Genomic DNA, 18,953 nt, shown 5'->3' with positions numbered 1-18,953 from the left:
GGCATTTTACCCGTTGGGCCGGTCCGCGTCACCCTGCGCCCGCAACCGGCAAAGTCACAAAGAAGGTGGCGCCGTGCCCCAACTGGCTATGGCAATGAACGCTACCCTGCATGCTCTCTACCAGCCGTTTCACGATCGATAAACCAAGGCCGGTGGCATGCTCGCCGCCCGTGGGCACAGCAGACAGGCGGCTGAATTTGAGGAACAGTTTGTCCATTTCATGCAGCGCAATCCCCGGACCCTGATCGGTTACCCGGATTTCCACCACGCTGCCGCGCACCAGCGCTGTCAGCGTGATGGTGCTGTGGGGTGGCGAGTATTTGGAGGCATTGGACAGCAGGTTATCCAGCACTTGCCAGAGCCCTTCCCGATCCGCTTGCACCGTCAGGCCGCAGGGCAGCCAGCCGGCTTGCTGGAATTTGTCTTGCAGGCGCGCATCCCAGCTTTGCAGGAGTTCGGCCATCAACAGATCAATCTCCACCGTTTCCAGGTGGGCGCGGAACTGGCCGGATTCCAGCGCATGAATATCCAGCAGATTGCTCACTATCTGCTGTAAACGCCCGGCCAGTTGCTGGATGCCCAGCAACCGGGATTTAACGCGTTCTGCCGGCCATTCATGTAACTTGCCCGCCACCAGCCCGGCCATGCCACCAATGCTGGCGACCGGATTTTTGAGGTCATGCGCGGCAATGGCCAGCAGTTCGTTTTTCTCGTCATTCAGATGGGTGAGTTGCTGGTTAGCGCTGGAAAGGCTGGCGTTGGTTTGGGCCAGTTCTGCGGTGCGCTCCGCCACCAGTTCTTCCAGGTGTTGCCGGTGATTGGCTACTTTTTGTGCCATCACATCAAAGTTGCGGGCCAGCTCACCCAGTTCGTCGTCGCGCTGCGTGTCCAGCTGGTCAGAGGACTGCCCATGCGCCAGCGTCTGAATGGCGGATTTGAGGCGTGACAGCGGCCGGGCGACATCCATTTTCAACACCCAGGCCAGCAAGCCCAGCTCCACCAGCAAGGCCACCAGACCCAGCAGCAACACCATACTGGCCGCGACTGCGGCTTTTTCTTGCAACAGCCGTTTGGGATACACCACCACAAACATCCAGTCCGCACCGGAAATGGCGGACACCCCCAACCAGGACTTGCCATCCGGGGACTCCACAAACGGTTGCGAAGGCGTGGCCTTGATGGCGGCGTAGTACAAGTCCCGCAGGAGTGGGTCATTCACGCTGCGCAGGTCGTATTCGCCATGCGCCTGGTGAATCTGGGTCATGCGATCCGCATGGGCGATCAACTGCCCGCCACGGGTGACAATGAAATTGTATGTACCGGGAATGCTGACGCTATTGGTGCGCTGGATCAGTTGATCCAGCAAGACATCCTGCCCGGAGCCGCCAATATAGCGGCCGAGGTAGTCGATGGGCGTGACCACCGAGACCATCCATTCCATGGCTTGTTTGTCGAAATAAATGCCAGTCCAGAAGGTCTTTCGTTCCGGGTTGCGCTGTGGCGTGGCCCCCAGTTCAGTCTCCAGGTCCACCGCGAAATCAGCGACCGAACCATTGCGAGCGTAGTTGAGGTCCGGCAGGAACATCACGCTCCCATCCGAGACATTCAGGTCCACAAAGGTATCGTAATAACGGTTACGGTTGGCAATGCCGAACTGCCCGCATAGTTCATAAGCCAGCAAGGCCTGCCGCATGAATTCGTCGGTGAGTTTTACGCGGGGCAAGATGGCCACGGTGGCTTTGTATTCAAAGTCATCGAGCTCTGGGCGAATGCGCCACATCCCGTCCCGGTCTTGCTTGAATAGCCGGTGAAATTCCGGCCCCGGATCAGAATTCTGGATCAGGGCGTAACGCCGGACAAACTCGTTGCGCAGGAGTTTGGTATTGGTTTCCGCCTGTAAAAACAGGTTGGATTCGATCTGGCTGCGCGCTTCGATGTACTTACCCAGATTGGCAAGGGCTTCGGTCTGGTAGCGTGTGTAGCTGTAGTAGTAGCCCAGCGCGGACAGGATGAGTGAAGCCAGCGCAATGCGGCACGCCATATTGCGCAAGACGCGGCGAAACAGGCTGGCTCTGGCGGGTGCGGTCAGTTCTTGTTCTGTCATGCAAACAGCATACCGAGGCTGTCCGCATGCCGCAAAGCGGATGAAATCAGACGGCCGGGTCTGTCTCTACCGCAACATACATCACGGCAAGAACTTCCAGCTCTTCGATGCCACCGGGCGTACGCAACAACACCGCATCCCCTTCGCGCGCTTTCAGCAGCGCCCGCGCAACCGGGGAAGTCCAGCTGATGTGGTTACGCGGCGGATTGGTTTCATCCACCCCAACGATACTCACGGTTTCTTCCCGACCATCTTCGCGCGCATAAGTCACGGTGGCGCCAAAGAAAATCTGGTCAGTGGCTTCGCGGGTTTCCGGGTCAACCACTTCTGCGTTTTCAAGGCGCTTGGTCAGAAAACGGATGCGACTATCAATCTGGCGCAGACGACGTTTACCGTAGAGGTAATCGCCGTTTTCCGAGCGATCGCCGTTGCTGGCGGCCCAGTTCACCACCTGCGTCAGTTCCGGGCGCTCTTTATTGACGAGGTGATGCAACTCGCCACGCAATTTTTTCCAGCCACCCGGCGTGATGTAGTTTTTGCTGCCGGCCGGTACCTGCAGTTCTGGCGGCAGATCGCCGTCATCATCGCTTTCTTTGGTAAATGCCTTGTTCATTGCGTCGGCGCTGCCCGGAGTCTGAATCAGAAATCTTTGGTCTGGCCGTTGATGCGCAGATCTGCCCACTTGAGCGCGGCCAGCACTTCGGTCTCGTTCAGTTCATAGAACTGACCACGCTTGAGCCGTGCCGGCAAATGGAACATGCCATAGCGCACCCGCATCAACCGGCTGACGGTCAACTCAAAGTGCTCAAACATGCGCCGCACTTCGCGGTTACGCCCTTCCCGCAGCACCACGCGATACCAGCGGTTCGCACCCTCGCCGCCCGAATCCGAGATGTGATCAAAGTGTGCCTGGCCGTCATCAAGCTCCACGCCACGCGTCATTTCGTTCATCTGCTCGCCGGTCAGTTCGCCCAGCACCCGCGCGGCGTACTCACGCTCCACTTCAAAGCTGGGGTGCATCATGCGGTTGGCCAGATCGCCAGAGGTGGTCAACAACAACAAGCCACTGGTGTTGAAGTCCAGTCGACCAATTGCCACCCATTTGCTGGAAGCCAGCTTGGGCAGACGATCAAACACAGTGACACGGCCTTGCGGGTCATCGCGGGTGACCAGTTCACCCTCTTGCTTGTGGTACATCACAATGCGCGGCAAGCGGTCGGCCCAGCGCAAGGCGACGCGTTTGCCATCCACGCGCACGTCGTCACCCTGTTTGACCTTGGCGCCCAGTTCAGCAATCTTGCCGTTCACCGAAACCCGGCCTTGTTCGATCCAGGTTTCCGCTTCACGCCGGGAGCCCCAGCCGCTGTAGGCCAGGGCTTTTTGCAGCCGTTCTTCCCCCACCTGGTCAGAGGTGAGTCGCTTGGCACGCAGCTGTTTCTGCGTTTCCACCTGCTTGGCCGAGCCGTGGCGCACCAGCATTTTCTTGGCGCGTGCCACGCGGCCGGTACGTGGAGGCTTGCTGGTAGTGGGTGCCGCCGCTGGCGCATCGCCCGTGGCGGTGGCCGGGCGCGTGTTGGCCGGGCGTGCAGTGGTTGCCGCGCGCGCGCCAGTCCGTGGCGCCGGCTTGGCGCCGCGCCCACTGGTTTCTTCACGCGGACCGCTGTGCCAGTTGTCGGAGGCGTCCTTAGTGCGCGTGCGACGAACGCCCGCGGCAGCTTTCTGGTTTTCCCCGGACTTTTGCTCTCTGATGGCAGGTTGCGGCCGACGCGCGCGGGTGGTTTTCATGCGTTCTTTCCTGAAGACAATCCACGATTATAACTTAGAGCCAGTTCGGCCGTGCTGGTGCTGAACGTGTTGATTTACCGGACACACGCTACAAAAACAAAGACCGCCAGCTGGCGGTCTTGTTGTGGTCCTGCAAAAACGTCAATCTGCCGAGAAAAAAGCAATGCTGCCCAGACTGGTCAGACCCAGATTGAAGTGCTGACCCTCGGCCGTCTGGCCGGTGCCCCGCAGTTCAGCCCGGCGCAAAATCTCGTGCAGGACTTCCACTTCCTTGAACCACTTCATCAGGCGGGTATCCGCATTCATGAAAGATTCAATTTTTTCCTTACCAAAGTGGTCACCAAATATGGCCACACCACCTTCTTCCGTACTGCGCAACTGAATCGCCGGCGGCACGGTAATCCCGATTTCCTGCAGATGCTGACCCAGGTCGTCACCGAAGCGTTTGAGCTCGCTGGCGGCCTTGGAGCGGATGTCGTTGAGCTTGATACCGTCGTCCGTTCCGGTCAGCCCAAGAAACCGCGCAACCCCCGAATCCAGTGGATCCGGGCCATTTGCCGGGTGATTCACCGGCTCACTTGCAATATTCACAATCAACTCCTCAAGGCTTTTTTATTGGTATGCACAAAGGGTTTGGTTGAGCTGTCCTGCGTCACCAGAACGGAATGCTAGCAAACGACCCTGCAAACGATAGGGGAAATAGACGGACGGTCCAATGCATTGTTTACCTGATCACACCACCTTACGATTGGTAAGCAACCTGGTTACAAATTTACGGAAATTTCTTTCAGTCGATACAAAGCTTGCAACGCATCTCGCGGAGAAAGCTCGTCCGGATTGATCTCATCCAGCGCCAAAAGCAACGGGTCGGCAACCGGCTCTTCGGGTTCATCCGCCAGCGGCGCGGCAAACAGATCCCCCTGCAAGCCATTGGTGACACTGTGTTGTTCCAGTTCCGCCAGCTTGCGGCGCGCCTGACGCACCACATCGCGTGGCACCCCCGCCAGGCTGGCTACGGCCACCCCGTAGCTTTGCGAGGCCGGCCCTTCTTGCACGGCGTGCAGGAACACAATCTTGTCTTTGTGTTCCACGGCGTCCAGATGCACGTTGGCGACCTGAGGGTAATCCTGCGCCAGTCGCGTCAACTCAAAGTAGTGCGTGGCAAACAGCGTGTAGGCGCGGTTTTTCTCAATCAAGGCGCGGGCAATGGCCCAGGCCAGCGCCAGCCCGTCAAAGGTGGAGGTGCCGCGCCCGACTTCATCCATCAGCACCAGCGAGTGCTCGCTGGCATTGTTGAGGATGTTGGCGGTTTCGGTCATTTCCACCATAAAGGTCGAGCGCCCGCCCGCCAGATCATCAGACGCGCCGATGCGGGTAAAGATACGGTCTACCCGACCAATGGTGGCAGCCGTTGCCGGCACCCAGGAACCCACATGCGCCAGCAGCACAATCAGGGCGACCTGGCGCATATAGGTCGATTTACCACCCATGTTCGGGCCGGTAATCAGCAGGAGTTTGCGGGTGGCGGCAAAGTCCACGCCGTTGGGAATGAAGTCATCAATCTGCGACTCCACTACCGGATGGCGGCCGGCGTCGATGTGCAGCACCGTTTCATCGACAAACTGCGGCGCCACGTAATTGCACTCCACCGCACGTGCGGCAAGACACGCCAGCGTATCGGCGGTGGCCGCCGCATGCGCCGCCAGGCGTAAAGCCGGCAGATGCGCCTGCAAATCCTCCAGCAGGGTTTCATACAACTGTTTTTCCAGCGCCAGCGCGCGGTCTTGTGCCGACAGCGCCTTGTCTTCAAACACCTTGAGTTCGGGCGTGATAAAGCGCTCGCAGTTTTTCATGGTCTGGCGGCGGCGATATTCCGGCGGCACCTGATCCAGATACGAGTTGGTGACCTCGATAAAGAAGCCGGCGACGCGGTTGTATTCCACGCGCAGATTGGCAATACCGGTGCGTTCGCGTTCGCGCGCTTCCATTTGGGTCAGGAACTCGCCGCCGCCGACCTGAATGGCGCGCAGCTCATCCAGTTCTGCCGAGAAACCGTCTGCAATCACCCCGCCTTCCCGCAGCACCACACCAGGTTCTGGCTTGATGGCGGCCGCCAGCAGGCTATGCAACGCCGGGTCAGGCTGCAACGCTTGCGCCAGGCCGGCAAAAAATGGCTGCACCGGCAATGCGGCTGGCAAGTTTGCCAGTGAAACAAGGCTATCCCGCAAACTGGCCAGATCACGCGGGCGGGCACTGCGCAGGGCAATGCGACTGGCAATCCGCTCAATATCGGCCACGTCGTCCAGCACCCGGTGGATATCAATGTAGGCGCCGTTTTCGACCAGCGCGCCAATGGCCTCCTGGCGTTCCAGAATCGGCCCATGCTGGCGCAGCGGGTGATGCAGCCAATGCCGCAGCAGGCGCGATCCCATGCCGGTGGCACAGCGATCCAGCAAGGAGAACAGTGTGGGCGATGCTTCGCCACGAATGGTCTCGGTCAGCTCCAGATTGCGCCGGGTGGCCGCATCCAGCTCAATAAACTGGGTATGGCTTTCTACGCGCAGGCCAGCCAGTTGCGGCACCACGCCGCCTTGCGTGCTGCGGACGTACTCCAGCAAAGCGCCTGCCGGGCCCAGCGCCAGCGTTTCATCGGTGACGCCAAAGCCAGCCAGATCATGCACGGCAAAATGGCGCGTCAGATTACGTGCGGCGCTTTCACGATCAAACTGCCATGGGGAAAGCCGACGCACCGGCGCGCTGATTTGATCAAACAGGGCCAGCGTAGCACCGTCTGCAATCAGGATTTCCGCCGGGCGCAGCCGTTCCAGTTCAGAAACCAGTTTTTCTGCCGTGGTATCCATCAAGGCAAAGTCGCCCGAGGCCAGCGACAACCAGGCCATCCCCAGCGCGCCCTTTTCCAGCGTCAGCGCCAGAATACGGTTTTCGGTTTTGTCGTCCAGCAAAGCGGCATCGGTCAACGTGCCGGGCGTCACCACCCGCACCACGCGACGTTCTACCGGGCCTTTGGTGGTGGCCGGATCGCCAAACTGCTCGCAAATGGCTACCGACTCGCCAAACTTCACCAGCTTGGCCAGATATTGTTCCACCGCGTGATAGGGCACGCCCGCCATGCGAATCGGCTCACCCGCCGACTGCCCGCGCGTGGTCAGGGTGATGTCCAGCAATTTGGAGGCTTTGACCGCGTCGTCATAAAACAGCTCGTAGAAATCCCCCATCCGGTAGAACACAAACTTGTCCGGATGATCTGCTTTCAGCGCGAGATATTGCGCCATCATCGGGGTGTGTTGTGTGGACGAATCCACCTTGCCGGATTTCGCTTTGGAGGTTGGTGCTACAGCCATTGATTGTGCGTTCCTGTGCGGCCGCCCTGGGGCAGCCGGAGTCTGTCTGAAGGGAAATGGGGCGTATTCTAACGTGACTGACCGGCTTTTGCCGATGCGGCAGAGCCCGGCGCAACGGCGGGCTTTTCTGGCGAAGGGGTCTGGCAGCAGTGTCAGGGGAGCACTATTTCATACACCCTGGCATCGCCATAATCGGCCACGTACAGATTGCCATCACTCCCCAAGGTCAGGCCAACTGGCGTATCAAGCAATACGGAACCCGTCGGGATTGGGGTGGCAACACCGGTGCCTGCGGCGATTTTGTACAAGGTATTGCTCCCTGTGTCGGCGACAAACAAGTTGCCGGCACCATCCACGGCAATGCCGGATGGCTGCACCAGTGCGGGAGAAATGGTCAGCAGATTGGCAATCGACGTACCAGCGGCAACCTCATAAATATTGGCGCCTGCGGTGATATATAAATTGCCGGCGGTATCTACCGCGATAAATTGCGGCCCGTTAATGGGCACCCCCAGCGGGGTCGCACTCGTCGTACCGGCGGCAATCCTGAAAATATCGTTGATAGTGTCGTCAGCCACGTAAACATTGCCACCTGTATCAATGGCAATGCCGGCCGGATTCGGAAACGTGCCAGGGGCAATTTGTGTGGCTGTGGCTGCGCCTGGCGCAATGCTGTAGAGCCCTCCACCACTGAAATCCGTGACATAGACCGTACCGCCGCCGTCCACCGCAACTGCCGCTGGTGCAGCAAAAGGCGAGCCAGCCAGCAGCGGCGTCACCGTGGTGGCGCCTGGCGCAATTTTGTACACGTTACCGGTCGTTCCGTCCGCCACATAGGCGTTACCCTGCCCGTCAACGGCCGTGGCGATGGGGTTGGCAAACGCCCACGAGGGTGCCAACTGGATCACCGGCGCCGAGCAATGTACCGCAACGCTGGTCACATCAGCCGCTACACCAGCCCCACTCCCCGCCGTCACCTTGCAGATCTGACCGGACGGTTGGGTAGCCACCGCGACCTGGTAGCCACCGCCCGCAGCCACGGTCACGTTAAAGGTGAAAGGCCCATCGGCGTGAAGCGTTAGCACATCACTGTTGTTATGCAGGATCACTGCTCCCCCGCTCAAACCGGAGAGTGTGCCGCCGATGGTATAGCTTGCCGTGCCCGCTGGGGTTGGCGTGGGGGTTGGAAGAGTGGTCGGTACCGGGGTTGCAGAAGGCTGCGACGCCGGCGTTGCAGCCGGCGCCGGGGCGCTGTCAGAACTGCCAAAGAAATCCCCGCCACATGCAGTCAGGACAGCAACAAGCATGGGTGACCAAAGCCGAAGTGCGGTTTTCATTTTTCCCCCAGGGGCTGGTGCTGGGTGTAATCATGAAAGCATAGATGGCACTACGGCCGGCCGCGCACGCCAGAGGAATAAACGGTCACGCCACTGTCACAGAGAGTTTAGCCAGCGACGCTCAGCCCGGTTTGTACATCCGCCACCAGCGTGTCTACTTCTTCAACTGTGGTTGCCCACGAACACACAAAGCGCGCACCGCCGGCACCGATAAAGCTGTAGAACGCCCAGCCCTTCTCTTTGAGCACTTGAGCCGCGTTGGCAGGCAAGTTCACAAATACGGCATTGGCTTGTGTGGGAAACATCAGCGACACGCCCGGCAACGCGGCAAGCGCATCCGAGAGGCGTGTGGCCATAGCGTTGGCATGGGTAGCACGTTTGAGCCAGGCATTGTCTTGCAACATGCCCACCCACGGCGCGGCCAGAAAACGCATTTTGGAGGCCAGTTGCCCGGCCTGTTTGCAGCGGTAGGCAAAGTCTTGCGCCAACTGGTGATTGAAGAACACCACGGCCTCACCCACTGGCATACCCATCTTGGTGCCGCCAAAACTCAGTACATCTACACCCGCTTTCCAGGTCAGTTCCGCCGGGCTGACACCCAGATGCGCTACGGCGTTGGCAAAGCGTGCGCCATCCATATGGAACGCCAGACCCATCTCCCGACAGGTCGCGCCGATGGCCTGGACTTCTGCCAGCGAATACACGGTGCCAACTTCGGTCGATTGCGTGATGGTCACGGCGCGCGGTTTGGGATAGTGGATATCAGTACGGGCCGCGACCAGGCGGGCGATACCTTCGACATCCAGCTTGCCGCCCTCGCCTTCGGCCAGCAACAGCTTGGTGCCGTTGGAGAAAAACTCCGGGCCGCCGCATTCGTCCGTTTCGACGTGAGAGAGCTTGTGACAAATGATGCTGTGATAACTCTGCACCAGCGAGGCCAGCGCCAGCGAATTGGCGGCGGTGCCGTTAAACACAAAGAACACGTCGCAATCGGTCTGGAACAGGTCACGAATGGCATCGCAGGCGCGACGGGTCCACTCATCATTACCGTAAGACGCCATATTGGCAGTATTGGCAGCAATAAAGGATTCAAGCGCTTCCGGGCAGATACCGGAAGTGTTGTCACTGGCGAACGCGGTTTTTTGCATGGGCGGGTAATCCATTTTCAAAGCGCTGCCGGCTTGTGGCTGCGGCGCATATTGGCAATCAGTTTGGACTGATTAAACCAGAGCCGCGCCCCTGGCCTCAAGTCGTGTTTACCCTGGGCCTTGGCAGTTGCTGGCAATGGCCTCTATCACCGTCTCATATAACGCGGGCGGCAGATCGTGCCCCATGCCTGCCAGCAACATGTAACGAGCACCGGGGATGGCTCGCGCGGTGTCCTCGCCACACGCCGGTAAAAACACGGGGTCATCCGCACCGTGGATTACCAGCGCAGGCGCGGTAATGGATGCCAGTCCGGGTGTACGGTCCCCGCAAGCCGCAATCGCGGCAATCTGCCGGGCAAAACCGCCTGCGCTCCTGCCGCGCCGGCATTCCTCCCGCAGGAGTATCTCGTGCTGTTCGACATTGAACGGAGAACCAGTGCCGGCAATGCGCCGGGCAAAAGCGAGCCCATGCGCAACAAAGCCATCTTCATCCAGCCGCGGGTCTGGCGCGGGGCGGGTCATCAGCGCCATGACTTCCGGCGCGGCCGCAGGCAACGCCGGATTACCAGAACTGGACATGATGGAGGTCAGTGACAGCACCCGTTCCGGATACAGGCTGGCAAGTAACTGCGCAATCATGCCGCCCATGGAGCGCCCGACAATATGGGCCCGGGCAATGCCCAATGCGTCCAGCAGACCGACTACATCTGCCGCCGTGTCTTCCAGCGTGTAGGCCAGCGGAGGTTGCCGGCCGGCGCGCAGTTCGGCTGTCAACACAGCGAAATCGGGCGCAGGATAGTGATCAAAGTACGTGGACTGCCCGGTGTCACGCAAATCAAACCGGATAACGCGATAGCCCCGGGCGGCCAGTGCCGTACAGAACGGCACGGTCCAGCGGATCATCTGGCTGCCTAGCCCGGCGATCAGCACAATGGGTTCTGCCAATGCGCTCCCAAAGCTATCCCAGGCCAGTTCGATACCGTTGGCTTTCAGCCTCGTCATGATGTGTGCCTCACAGAGTATGAGGCTGCAATTTACCCGGATAAAAATATCAGGTCAAATTTTATCCGGGTAAATATAGGACATACCAGCGCGTCCGGCCCGATTAACCCCGAACCAGTTGCGTTTGCGGGCGCTGCAGATAGACATCCCGATAGAACGCCAGGCGATGCGCCAGTACGTCGGCACGCTGCGTCTGCGGCAGATACTCGGCCCGCACCGGCGGTTTCTGGCAGATATCGGCCTCGTTACCGCCCGCGCACAACCAGCCCAGGCGGGCGGCCCCCAGCGCCCCGCCCGCTTCGCCGCCGTGGTGGGTGATGATGCGCAGGTTGAGCACATCCGCAATCAGTTGCGCCCAGTACGGACTACGCGCGCCACCCCCCATGAGCGAGAGCGTATCGACCGTTGTGCCGGCGGCACGCAAAGCGTCGAGCCCATCCTTGAGCGCAAACGTCACGCCTTCCAGTACGGAGTAACCCAACATGGCCCGATCTGTCGCATGGGTCATGCCGTGGAATACCCCTTGGGCGAACGGGTCGTTGTGCGGTGTGCGCTCGCCAGACAGATAGGGCAAGAACACGGGGGATTGATCCAGCATGTCCAGCGACAATGCAGCCACTTCTGGCAGCAAGGTGGCTTCATCGGTCCCGGTCAGCCGGCACAGCCAGCGCAGACAACTGGCGGCGGACAGCACCACGCTCATTTGATGCCAGCGGTTGGGCAAAGCGTGGCAGAAGGCATGCACGGCAGACGCCGGGTTGGGACGAAAGCGGTCATTGACCACAAACATCACACCAGACGTCCCCAGAGAGATAAACCCGTCACCCTGCACGGTGGCGCCAATGCCGACTGCGCTGGCCGCGTTGTCGCCACCGCCACCCGCGACCATGACGCCGGTCGACAAGCCCCAGCGTGCCGCCAACTGCGGCCGCAGAAAACCAGACACCGCATCGCCCTCGACCAGCTTGGGCATCTGTGCGCGGGTCAGGCCGGTGGCGGCCAGCAGCGTGTCAGACCAGTCACGCCGGGCGACATCCAGCCACAATGTGCCTGCGGCGTCCGAGGGATCGGACGCCTTTTCACCCGTCAGTTTGAAACGCAGCCAGTCTTTGGGGAGCAGCACGGTGGCCGTGCTGGCGTAGACCTCCGGTTCATGCCGGCGCAGCCACAGCAGTTTGGGCGCGGTAAAGCCCGGCATGGCCAGGTTGCCGGCAATTTGATGCAGATCTGGCGCCAGTTCGGTGAGTTCACGACATTCATCAGCGGCGCGCATGTCGTTCCACAAGATGGCCGGGCGCAGTACCTGGTCTGCGGCATCCAGCACCACAGCACCATGCATCTGGCCGGACAAGCCAATGGCGCGCACCTCGGCAAACTGCGCTGGATGTGCCGCCCGCAGTTTGTCGATGGCATCCACCGTGGCATCCCACCACGCGGCGGGGTCTTGTTCTGACCAGCGCGGGTGCGGGCGACTCACGGTCAGCGTCGTACCAGCGCTGGCAACGATGTTGTTGCGGCTATCAAGCAGCACCACTTTGACTTCAGAAGTGCCCAGATCAATGCCGAGATACATAACCTCTCCTGTGTGCAGCCTTACTGTGTCGCCAGCCAACCGTTGACCCGTTCCACCGACTCGCGCATCAGCACAACAAACTCCGGCTTGCCAGCAATGGCGCCCCATAACATCGGATCGGCACAAAATGCGGCAATCGGGTCGGCGGCGGCCAGCATGGCGCGGGTAGCGCTGGCGTCCAGAATGCCGTCTTGATATTCGTATGGCAGCTTGCCATCTGCCCAGCGCTGCAGGAATACGTAAAACAGCGCTGGCAACATGGCCGTGGCGCCAGGCGTTGCGCCGCGTTTGAAGCACTCGTTCAGCGTGGGCGCGATAAAACCCGGAATTTTGGAGAACCCGTCGGCCGCCACGCGCTGGTTGCTGTCCTGGATGCTCGGGTTGCCAAAGCGGTCCAGCACCACATCGCGGTATTTGCCCAGATCAAGCGGGCTGGGCGAAAGGCACGGGATGACGTCTTCGGTCACGTAGGCGTAGGCCATTTGCCGGATCGAGGGCACATGAGTGCCTTCGTGAATATAGGTCAGGCCAATCAAGGTGCCCGCCCAGGCAATGCAGCTATGGCTGGCATTGAGAATGCGGATTTTGGCCTCTTCATACGGCTGCACGGATTCGACCATCTCGACGCCGACATTTTCCAGCGCGGGCCGGCCGGCAATAAAGTGGTCTTCTACCACCCACTGGATAAAGCTCTCGCCCATCACCGGCACTTCATCATCAACCCCGGTGGCGGCCTTGACCCGCTCCCGCACGGCGGGCACCGGACGCGGGGTAATCCGGTCAACCATGCAATTGGGGCTGGCCGTGTTCACCGTCACCCAGTCCGCCAGACCGGTTTCGCCCCGCAGCGCCAGAAATTGCAGCATGCCATCGCGAAAGCGCTCGCCATTGTGGCGCAGATTGTCGCAGTTCAGCAGCGTCACCGGACCCTGATCTGCCGCACGCCGCGCGCTCAGAATGGCATGCAGCGCGCCATAAATCGTGCGCTTGTCCCCCTTGAGGTCCGCCGCCAGATCCGGGTTGGTGACATCCAGTTTGAAATGCTGATCAAGGTAATAGCCCGCTTCGGTCACAGTAAACGAGATCACACGGGTCTGCGCCGCCGCGCCTGTTTCGACCAGTGCGGCCAGTTGCGCATCCCACGGGACGATCTTGCTGATGGAGCGCACCGTTTCATACTCATGTACGCCTTCCGGCGTGATGGTTTCCAGCGTGTACTCGCCCTTTTGCCGTGCCAGCGCGGCCAGCAAGGGCGACATGTCTTCGCGGATATTGCCCAGTGCCAGCGTCCAGGTGTGGTCGCCGGCCTGGCGCAGGCGGTGCAGATACCAGGCCTGATGCGCACGGTGAAATGACCCCGCGCCCAGATGCAGCCAGGTATACGGGCCAGTTGCGTTGATGGTCATGATGTTCTCCTTGTTGGTTTCTTTTGACCGCACGCCGCCCCCGGCTGCCCTGCAAGGCCCGGTTTGCGCGACGTACCATCCCATCTTTAAAACTCAGGCTGCGGCAAGCATCCGGGTGCGCGGGCAGGCCAGCCCTTCGGCATTGAAGACATGGCAGCGATTGGGATCAGCAGAAAGGCGGATGGCGCTGCCGGTGACGTACTCGTCTTCATCAGGCACGCGCAAAATCAGTCCTTCCTGTGCACCGGCATAGCTGGCATAGACAAAAGCGTGATCCCCCAGCGATTCTTGTGCGGTGACGGTGGCCTGAAACTGCCCGGCCGGGTCGACCGCGAGATGCTCCGGGCGAATACCCAGCGTCACCTTGTCACCCACGTTCAAACCAGTGCCATCCACCGCAGCGGTTTGCTGACCGCCAGCCAGCTTGACGACGATATGATCCGGCCCGATGGCAGCCACTTCGCCCTCAATGAAGTTCATCTTGGGTGAACCAATAAAACCGGCGACAAAGCGGTTGGCCGGGTGGTGATACAGGGTGTGCGGCGAGCCCACTTGCTCAATGCGGCCGGCGGACAACACCACAATCTTGTCGGCCAGCGTCATGGCTTCGACCTGATCATGGGTCACATAAATCATGGTGGTCTTGAGGTCATCATGCAGCTTGGCGAACTCCAGCCGCATCTTCACGCGCAGCGCGGCGTCCAGATTGGAGAGCGGTTCATCAAACAAAAACACCGCCGGCTCACGAGTGATAGCGCGGCCAATGGCCACGCGCTGGCGTTGGCCGCCGGAGAGCGCCTTGGGTTTGCGGTCCAGCAAGTGATCAATGTGCAGGATTTTTGCTGCGCGCTTGACCGCCACATCAATCTCTTCTTTGGATTTACCGGCAATCTTCAGCCCGAACGCCATGTTGTTGTACAGCGTCATGTGCGGGTACAGGGCGTAGCTCTGGAACACCATGGCAATGCCACGCTTGCTGGCGGGGACATCGTTCATGCGCGCATCACCGATCTTCAATTCGCCACCGGTGATTTCTTCCAGCCCGGCAATCATGCGCAACAGGGTGGATTTGCCGCAGCCAGAGGGGCCGACAAACACCACGAATTCGCCATCAGCGATATCCAGATTGATATCGCGCAGCACTTCTACCGTCTCGTAGCTTTTCTGCACATCTCGCAAGGTCATGCTGGCCATATCGGGCTCCTTCGTCGGTCTGGCTTGGTGCAAACCGTTATGTGTCGAGTTAATGCCAGGCGGCAAGTCGCGCCGGCAAGGTGGTCATATCGTCAAAGACATCGGTCGCACCGGCATCACGCAGGCGCTGCGCAGCCGTGGGCTCGCCGTGGCGCGCGCCGACAAACCCCAGCACGGTCAATCCGGCAGCGCGCGCGGCGGTCACGCCCGCAACGCTGTCTTCCAGCACCAGGGTTGTTGCAGCTACCGCACTCAACCCTTGGCATGCGGCGCGGTATAAATCCGGCGCGGGCTTGGGGCGCAGCCCACGGCCCGGCGTGTAGACGCGGCCTGCGAACAGGCTCCATAAACCGGCATTGCGCAAGCCGGCCTCTACCCGTGCCTGGCTACTGTTGCTGGCCACCGCCATGGGCAAATGCACGCTTTGCAAGGCAGCCAACACACCGTTGATGGCTTGGGCTTCGGCAATGCAGCGGTCTTCGACCGAGGTTTCCAGATGCAGTGTTTCTTCTGGCGTCAGCCGCAGGCCCAGATCGCGCGCCATATCCTCTGCGATGTGATGCATGGTCATGCCCAGACGCGGGCGCAAGAATTGATCCAGTTGATCCCGCGCCATGCGGCCCGACAGCCCATCCAGAATCGCCGCCAGCGCCACGCTTTCGCTATCCAGCAAAACGCCGTCGCAATCGCAGATCAGATGGCTGAGTGTCATTTCACCGCCCCGAAGGTCATGCCGCGCACCAGTTGCTTTTGGGCAATCCAGCCCAGACACAGAATGGGGGCGACCGCCAGCAGCGATGCCGCCGAGAGCTTGGCCCAGAACAGCCCCTCCGGATTGGAATACGAAGCAATGAACACGGTCAGCGGCGCGGCGTTGGAGCTGGAGAGATTCAGACTCCAGAACGCCTCATTCCACGACAGGATCACCAGCAGCAAGGCCGTGGATGCCAGACCCGGCAGCGAGGTGGGCAGCAGCAGGTGCAGCATTTCCTGCCAGGCGCTGGCGCCATCAATACGCGCGGCTTCCAGGATTTCCTTGGGGACTTCGTTGAAGTACGTAAAGGCCATCCACACCGCAATCGGCAGGTTGATCAGCGTGTAGATGATGACCAGACCCGTCACGCTATCGAGCAAACCGGCATTCTTGGCCAGCAAGTAGATCGGGATCAGCACCCCTACGGCGGGCATCATTTTGGTCGAGAGCATCCACAAGAGCGTTTTCTGGGCGCGTTTGCCCGGAAAAAACGCCAGCGAATACGCTGCCGGTACGGCAATGGCCAGCGACAAGAAGGTCGAGCCAAACGAAACAATCACCGAGTTACTGACAAACGACAGGTAATGGCTGCGCTCGAACACTTCATGAAAACTTTGCAGGGTGGGCGTAAAAAACAGGGTGAGTGAATACGCGTCTTGTTCGGTTTTGAAGGCGGTAATGGCAATGATGAAGATGGGCATAAAGATCACCAGCGCCACGGCCCAGCCCAGCACACCGACCCAGATCGGGGCTTTTTCGTTCATTTGTCGTACTCCCCTTTGAGGTTTTTAGCGAGCATGCGCACAAGGAAGAACGACACGACGTTCGCCAGAATCACCGCGATGACCCCGCCCGCAGAGGCAATACCGATATCAAACTGTTGCAAGCCGATCGAGTAAATCAGCCAGGTCAGCGTGGTGGTTTCCGTACCTGGGCCACCGGCGGTGGAGGTGAAAATCTCGGCAAAGATCGACAGCAAAAAGATGGTCTCGATCATGATCACCACGGCAATGGCGCGCGACAGGTGCGGCAGCGTGATGTAGACAAAGATGCGTACCGGGCCGGCGCCATCCAGTTGCGCGGCTTCTTTTTGCTCGGTATCGAGCGATTGCAGTGAGGTGAGCAAGATCAGGAAGGCAAACGGCAACCATTGCCACGCCACCATCACAATCACCGACCACATGGGGTAGTCCGCCAGCCAGTCAATCGGCTGCAAGCCAAGGTGACGGAAGATGCCGGCCCACAGGCCATACACCGGGTGCAACACCATGTTTTTCCAGATCAGCGCACTGACCGTGGGCATCACAAAAAAGGGCGCGATAACGAGGAGTCGAGCAATACCGCGGCCTGCAAAGGGTTGGTCAAACAAGACGGCGACCAGCGTGCCGCCAATGACCGAGATCGCCAGCACTGAGCCAATCAGCACCAGCGTGTGGCCAATGGACGGCCAGAACGTCGGGTCTTCCAGCAGATATCTGTAGTTATCCAGTCCCACAAAACCGGTCTGATCCGGGTTCAGGAGGTTGTAGCGGATAAACGAGAAATACAGCGTCATGGCCAGCGGGACGATCATCCATAAAAACAGGACAGCCACCGACGGCGTTAACAGCAGTTTTGCCAAAGGATTGCTGGCGCGGCGCGGCGATATCGGCGCGACGGTAGCCGGACTGCCCGCTGGCAAGGCATCTAGAACGTGTTGAGTCATGAGAGGCTCCGCTGTGAGGTGTAAGGAGTGAGGCGTGAGGGGTAAAACCGCCAACCGCGGCTGTTTTTACACCTCACTCCTCCCCCCTCACCCCTCACATGAATTACTTCAGATAACCAGCCTGACGCATTGCGCGTTCAGTCGAAGCTTGTGACGCCTTGAGTGCGGCATCGACGGTGCTCTTGCCGGTCAGCGCCCCGGCCACTTGCTGCCCCACCACCGTGCCAATGGACTGGAACTCAGGAATGGTGGCGAACTGGATGCCGATATACGGCACCTTCTGCACGGTGGCATCTGTCGGGCTGGCGGTCTTGATGGCGTTCAGCACAAAGCCGGCAAACGGTGCCGCTTTCTGGTATTCCGGATTAGCGTAAGTGGATTCACGCGTGCCGGACGGTACAGACGCCCACCCCAGGTCTTTGGCAACCAGCTGGATGTATTCCTTGCTGGTGGCCCAGGCGGCAAACTTTTGCGCTGCATCCTGATTCTTCGACGACTTGGGCACGGCCAGCGACCACATCCACTGCCAGTGCGCGCCCTTCGGGCTGGTACCGATCGGGGCCTGGGCAAAGGCCACCTTGTCGGCTACCTTGGATTCCTTGCCGTTGTAGAGCATGCCGGCGGCCACAGTGGCATCAATCCACATGGCACACTTGCCGCTGCCAAACAGCACCAGGTTTTCATTGAAACCGTTGGCGCTGGCCCCCGGAGGGCCGTATTTACCCAGGATGTCTACATAAGTGGTGACGGCTTTTTTCCATTCCGGCGTATCAATCGTCGGTTTCCATTGCTGGTCAAACCAGCGGCCACCAAAGGTGTTCACCATGGTGCCGACGAGGGCCATGTTCTCGCCCCAGCCCGCCTGACCGCGCAGGCAGATGCCATACACGCCATTGGCTTTGTCATTGAGTTTTTCGGCAAAGCCGTTGATGTCGTTCCAGGTAGGCTGATCCGGCATCTTCAGACCCTTGGCATCGAACAGATCTTTGCGGTAGTAGGTCATGGAGCTTTCCGAGTAGAACGGCACGGCATACAGCTTGCCGTTCAGCGACAGGCCGTCACGCACGGGCTTGATCACGTCGTTCACATCGTAGCTGGCGGGCAGGTTCAGCGGTGTCAGCCAGCCTTTCTTGGCCCAGATCGGGGTTTCGTAGGCGCCAATGGTCATCAGGTCAAACTGGCCCGAACCTGTGGCAATGTCGGTCGTCACGCGTTGGCGCAGCACGTTTTCTTCCAGCGTCACCCACTTGAGCTGGATATCCGGATTGGCAGCTTCAAACTGCTTTGACAGTTTTTGCAGTTCGATCATGTCCGGGTTGTTGATGGTGGCGATGGTCACGGTGGCGGCGCTGGCAAAACCGGCCGCGGCGAAGGTGGCCGCGCTCACGGCGCAAATCATGGCGTTGCGTTTCATGCTTTGTCTCTCCAAACGTTTGTACGTTGAGCGATGAATTCGGCGGCGACTACATGACATGTAGATATAAAGCCCCTGTATGGTGCATTCATCAACCCGCTCCTGCTTGCTGGGTACCGCATTGCCGACGTTGTATTTCGCAATCTCCAGCATGGACTGTGTTGCGTTC

Annotated in this window: 15 protein-coding genes; all 15 read right to left on the bottom strand. The window is 59.8% G+C overall.

What is annotated here, in order from left to right; genetic code table 11:
* Positions 1–28: 28 nt before the first annotated feature.
* Positions 29–2,104: an ATP-binding response regulator gene (locus HNQ50_RS05900; protein ID WP_184098561.1), complete on the bottom strand. Its 2,076-nt coding sequence runs from the start codon at positions 2,102–2,104 to the stop codon at positions 29–31.
* A gap of 46 nt (positions 2,105–2,150) precedes the next feature.
* Entirely contained in the window at positions 2,151–2,717 is a 567-nt protein-coding gene (gene greB, locus HNQ50_RS05895) for a transcription elongation factor GreB (RefSeq protein ID WP_184098559.1), read from the bottom strand.
* 26 nt (positions 2,718–2,743) lie between these two features.
* On the bottom strand, positions 2,744–3,889 hold the full coding sequence (gene rluB, locus HNQ50_RS05890; RefSeq protein ID WP_184098557.1) for a 23S rRNA pseudouridine(2605) synthase RluB: 1,146 nt from the start codon (positions 3,887–3,889) through the stop codon (positions 2,744–2,746).
* Between the two features lie 141 nt (positions 3,890–4,030).
* Positions 4,031–4,480 carry a hypothetical protein gene (locus tag HNQ50_RS05885; protein WP_184098555.1) on the bottom strand — a complete coding sequence of 150 codons (450 nt, stop codon included), beginning with the start codon at positions 4,478–4,480 and terminating at the stop codon, positions 4,031–4,033.
* Positions 4,481–4,653: 173 nt separating this feature from the next.
* Entirely contained in the window at positions 4,654–7,251 is a 2,598-nt protein-coding gene (gene mutS, locus HNQ50_RS05880; RefSeq protein WP_246428600.1) for a DNA mismatch repair protein MutS, read from the bottom strand.
* A 152-nt stretch (positions 7,252–7,403) separates the two neighbouring features.
* Positions 7,404–8,588: an NHL repeat-containing protein gene (locus HNQ50_RS05875; protein WP_184098553.1), complete on the bottom strand. Its 1,185-nt coding sequence runs from the start codon at positions 8,586–8,588 to the stop codon at positions 7,404–7,406.
* Between the two features lie 107 nt (positions 8,589–8,695).
* Positions 8,696–9,736 carry a threonine aldolase family protein gene (locus HNQ50_RS05870; RefSeq protein WP_184098551.1) on the bottom strand — a complete coding sequence of 347 codons (1,041 nt, stop codon included), beginning with the start codon at positions 9,734–9,736 and terminating at the stop codon, positions 8,696–8,698.
* 108 nt (positions 9,737–9,844) lie between these two features.
* A complete protein-coding gene (locus HNQ50_RS05865; protein WP_184098549.1) occupies positions 9,845–10,738 on the bottom strand; it encodes an alpha/beta fold hydrolase in 894 nt (297 codons plus the stop codon).
* A gap of 103 nt (positions 10,739–10,841) precedes the next feature.
* On the bottom strand, positions 10,842–12,311 hold the full coding sequence (xylB, locus tag HNQ50_RS05860) for a xylulokinase (RefSeq protein WP_184098547.1): 1,470 nt from the start codon (positions 12,309–12,311) through the stop codon (positions 10,842–10,844).
* A gap of 20 nt (positions 12,312–12,331) precedes the next feature.
* Entirely contained in the window at positions 12,332–13,717 is a 1,386-nt protein-coding gene (dalD, locus tag HNQ50_RS05855) for a D-arabinitol 4-dehydrogenase (RefSeq protein ID WP_184098545.1), read from the bottom strand.
* Between the two features lie 93 nt (positions 13,718–13,810).
* Entirely contained in the window at positions 13,811–14,911 is a 1,101-nt protein-coding gene (locus tag HNQ50_RS05850; RefSeq protein ID WP_184098543.1) for an ABC transporter ATP-binding protein, read from the bottom strand.
* A gap of 49 nt (positions 14,912–14,960) precedes the next feature.
* Positions 14,961–15,623, bottom strand: a complete 663-nt coding sequence (locus HNQ50_RS05845) for an HAD family hydrolase (protein WP_184098541.1) — start codon at positions 15,621–15,623, stop codon at positions 14,961–14,963.
* A complete protein-coding gene (locus HNQ50_RS05840; protein WP_184098539.1) occupies positions 15,620–16,429 on the bottom strand; it encodes a carbohydrate ABC transporter permease in 810 nt (269 codons plus the stop codon). The genes HNQ50_RS05845 and HNQ50_RS05840 overlap by 4 nt, the downstream gene beginning before the upstream one ends.
* A complete protein-coding gene (locus HNQ50_RS05835) occupies positions 16,426–17,370 on the bottom strand; it encodes a carbohydrate ABC transporter permease (RefSeq protein ID WP_184098537.1) in 945 nt (314 codons plus the stop codon). The genes HNQ50_RS05840 and HNQ50_RS05835 overlap by 4 nt, the downstream gene beginning before the upstream one ends.
* Positions 17,371–17,473: 103 nt before the next feature.
* The gene (locus HNQ50_RS05830) at positions 17,474–18,784 is read right to left on the bottom strand and encodes an ABC transporter substrate-binding protein (RefSeq protein WP_184098535.1); all 1,311 of its coding nucleotides are present in this window, start codon (positions 18,782–18,784) and stop codon (positions 17,474–17,476) included.
* Positions 18,785–18,953 lie beyond the last annotated feature (169 nt).

It is taken from the genome of Silvimonas terrae (genome assembly GCF_014202765.1).
GTDB lineage: Bacteria > Pseudomonadota > Gammaproteobacteria > Burkholderiales > Chitinibacteraceae > Silvimonas > Silvimonas terrae.
Note: the sequence above shows the minus strand (reverse complement) of the source record. Positions and strands in the feature narration are given on the sequence as shown.

What these genes read in the sequence shown, in the direction of transcription:
- HNQ50_RS05900 (WP_184098561.1), bottom strand. Translation starts at nt 2,104, where the DNA reads ATGACAGAACAAGAACTGACCGCACCCGCCAGAGCCAGCCTGTTTCGC.
- greB (WP_184098559.1), bottom strand. Translation starts at nt 2,717, where the DNA reads ATGAACAAGGCATTTACCAAAGAAAGCGATGATGACGGCGATCTGCCG.
- rluB (WP_184098557.1), bottom strand. Translation starts at nt 3,889, where the DNA reads ATGAAAACCACCCGCGCGCGTCGGCCGCAACCTGCCATCAGAGAGCAA.
- mutS (WP_246428600.1), bottom strand. Translation starts at nt 7,251, where the DNA reads ATGGCTGTAGCACCAACCTCCAAAGCGAAATCCGGCAAGGTGGATTCG.
- HNQ50_RS05875 (WP_184098553.1), bottom strand. Translation starts at nt 8,588, where the DNA reads ATGAAAACCGCACTTCGGCTTTGGTCACCCATGCTTGTTGCTGTCCTG.
- HNQ50_RS05870 (WP_184098551.1), bottom strand. Translation starts at nt 9,736, where the DNA reads ATGCAAAAAACCGCGTTCGCCAGTGACAACACTTCCGGTATCTGCCCG.
- HNQ50_RS05865 (WP_184098549.1), bottom strand. Translation starts at nt 10,738, where the DNA reads ATGACGAGGCTGAAAGCCAACGGTATCGAACTGGCCTGGGATAGCTTT.
- xylB (WP_184098547.1), bottom strand. Translation starts at nt 12,311, where the DNA reads ATGTATCTCGGCATTGATCTGGGCACTTCTGAAGTCAAAGTGGTGCTG.
- dalD (WP_184098545.1), bottom strand. Translation starts at nt 13,717, where the DNA reads ATGACCATCAACGCAACTGGCCCGTATACCTGGCTGCATCTGGGCGCG.
- HNQ50_RS05850 (WP_184098543.1), bottom strand. Translation starts at nt 14,911, where the DNA reads ATGGCCAGCATGACCTTGCGAGATGTGCAGAAAAGCTACGAGACGGTA.
- HNQ50_RS05845 (WP_184098541.1), bottom strand. Translation starts at nt 15,623, where the DNA reads ATGACACTCAGCCATCTGATCTGCGATTGCGACGGCGTTTTGCTGGAT.
- HNQ50_RS05840 (WP_184098539.1), bottom strand. Translation starts at nt 16,429, where the DNA reads ATGAACGAAAAAGCCCCGATCTGGGTCGGTGTGCTGGGCTGGGCCGTG.
- HNQ50_RS05835 (WP_184098537.1), bottom strand. Translation starts at nt 17,370, where the DNA reads ATGACTCAACACGTTCTAGATGCCTTGCCAGCGGGCAGTCCGGCTACC.
- HNQ50_RS05830 (WP_184098535.1), bottom strand. Translation starts at nt 18,784, where the DNA reads ATGAAACGCAACGCCATGATTTGCGCCGTGAGCGCGGCCACCTTCGCC.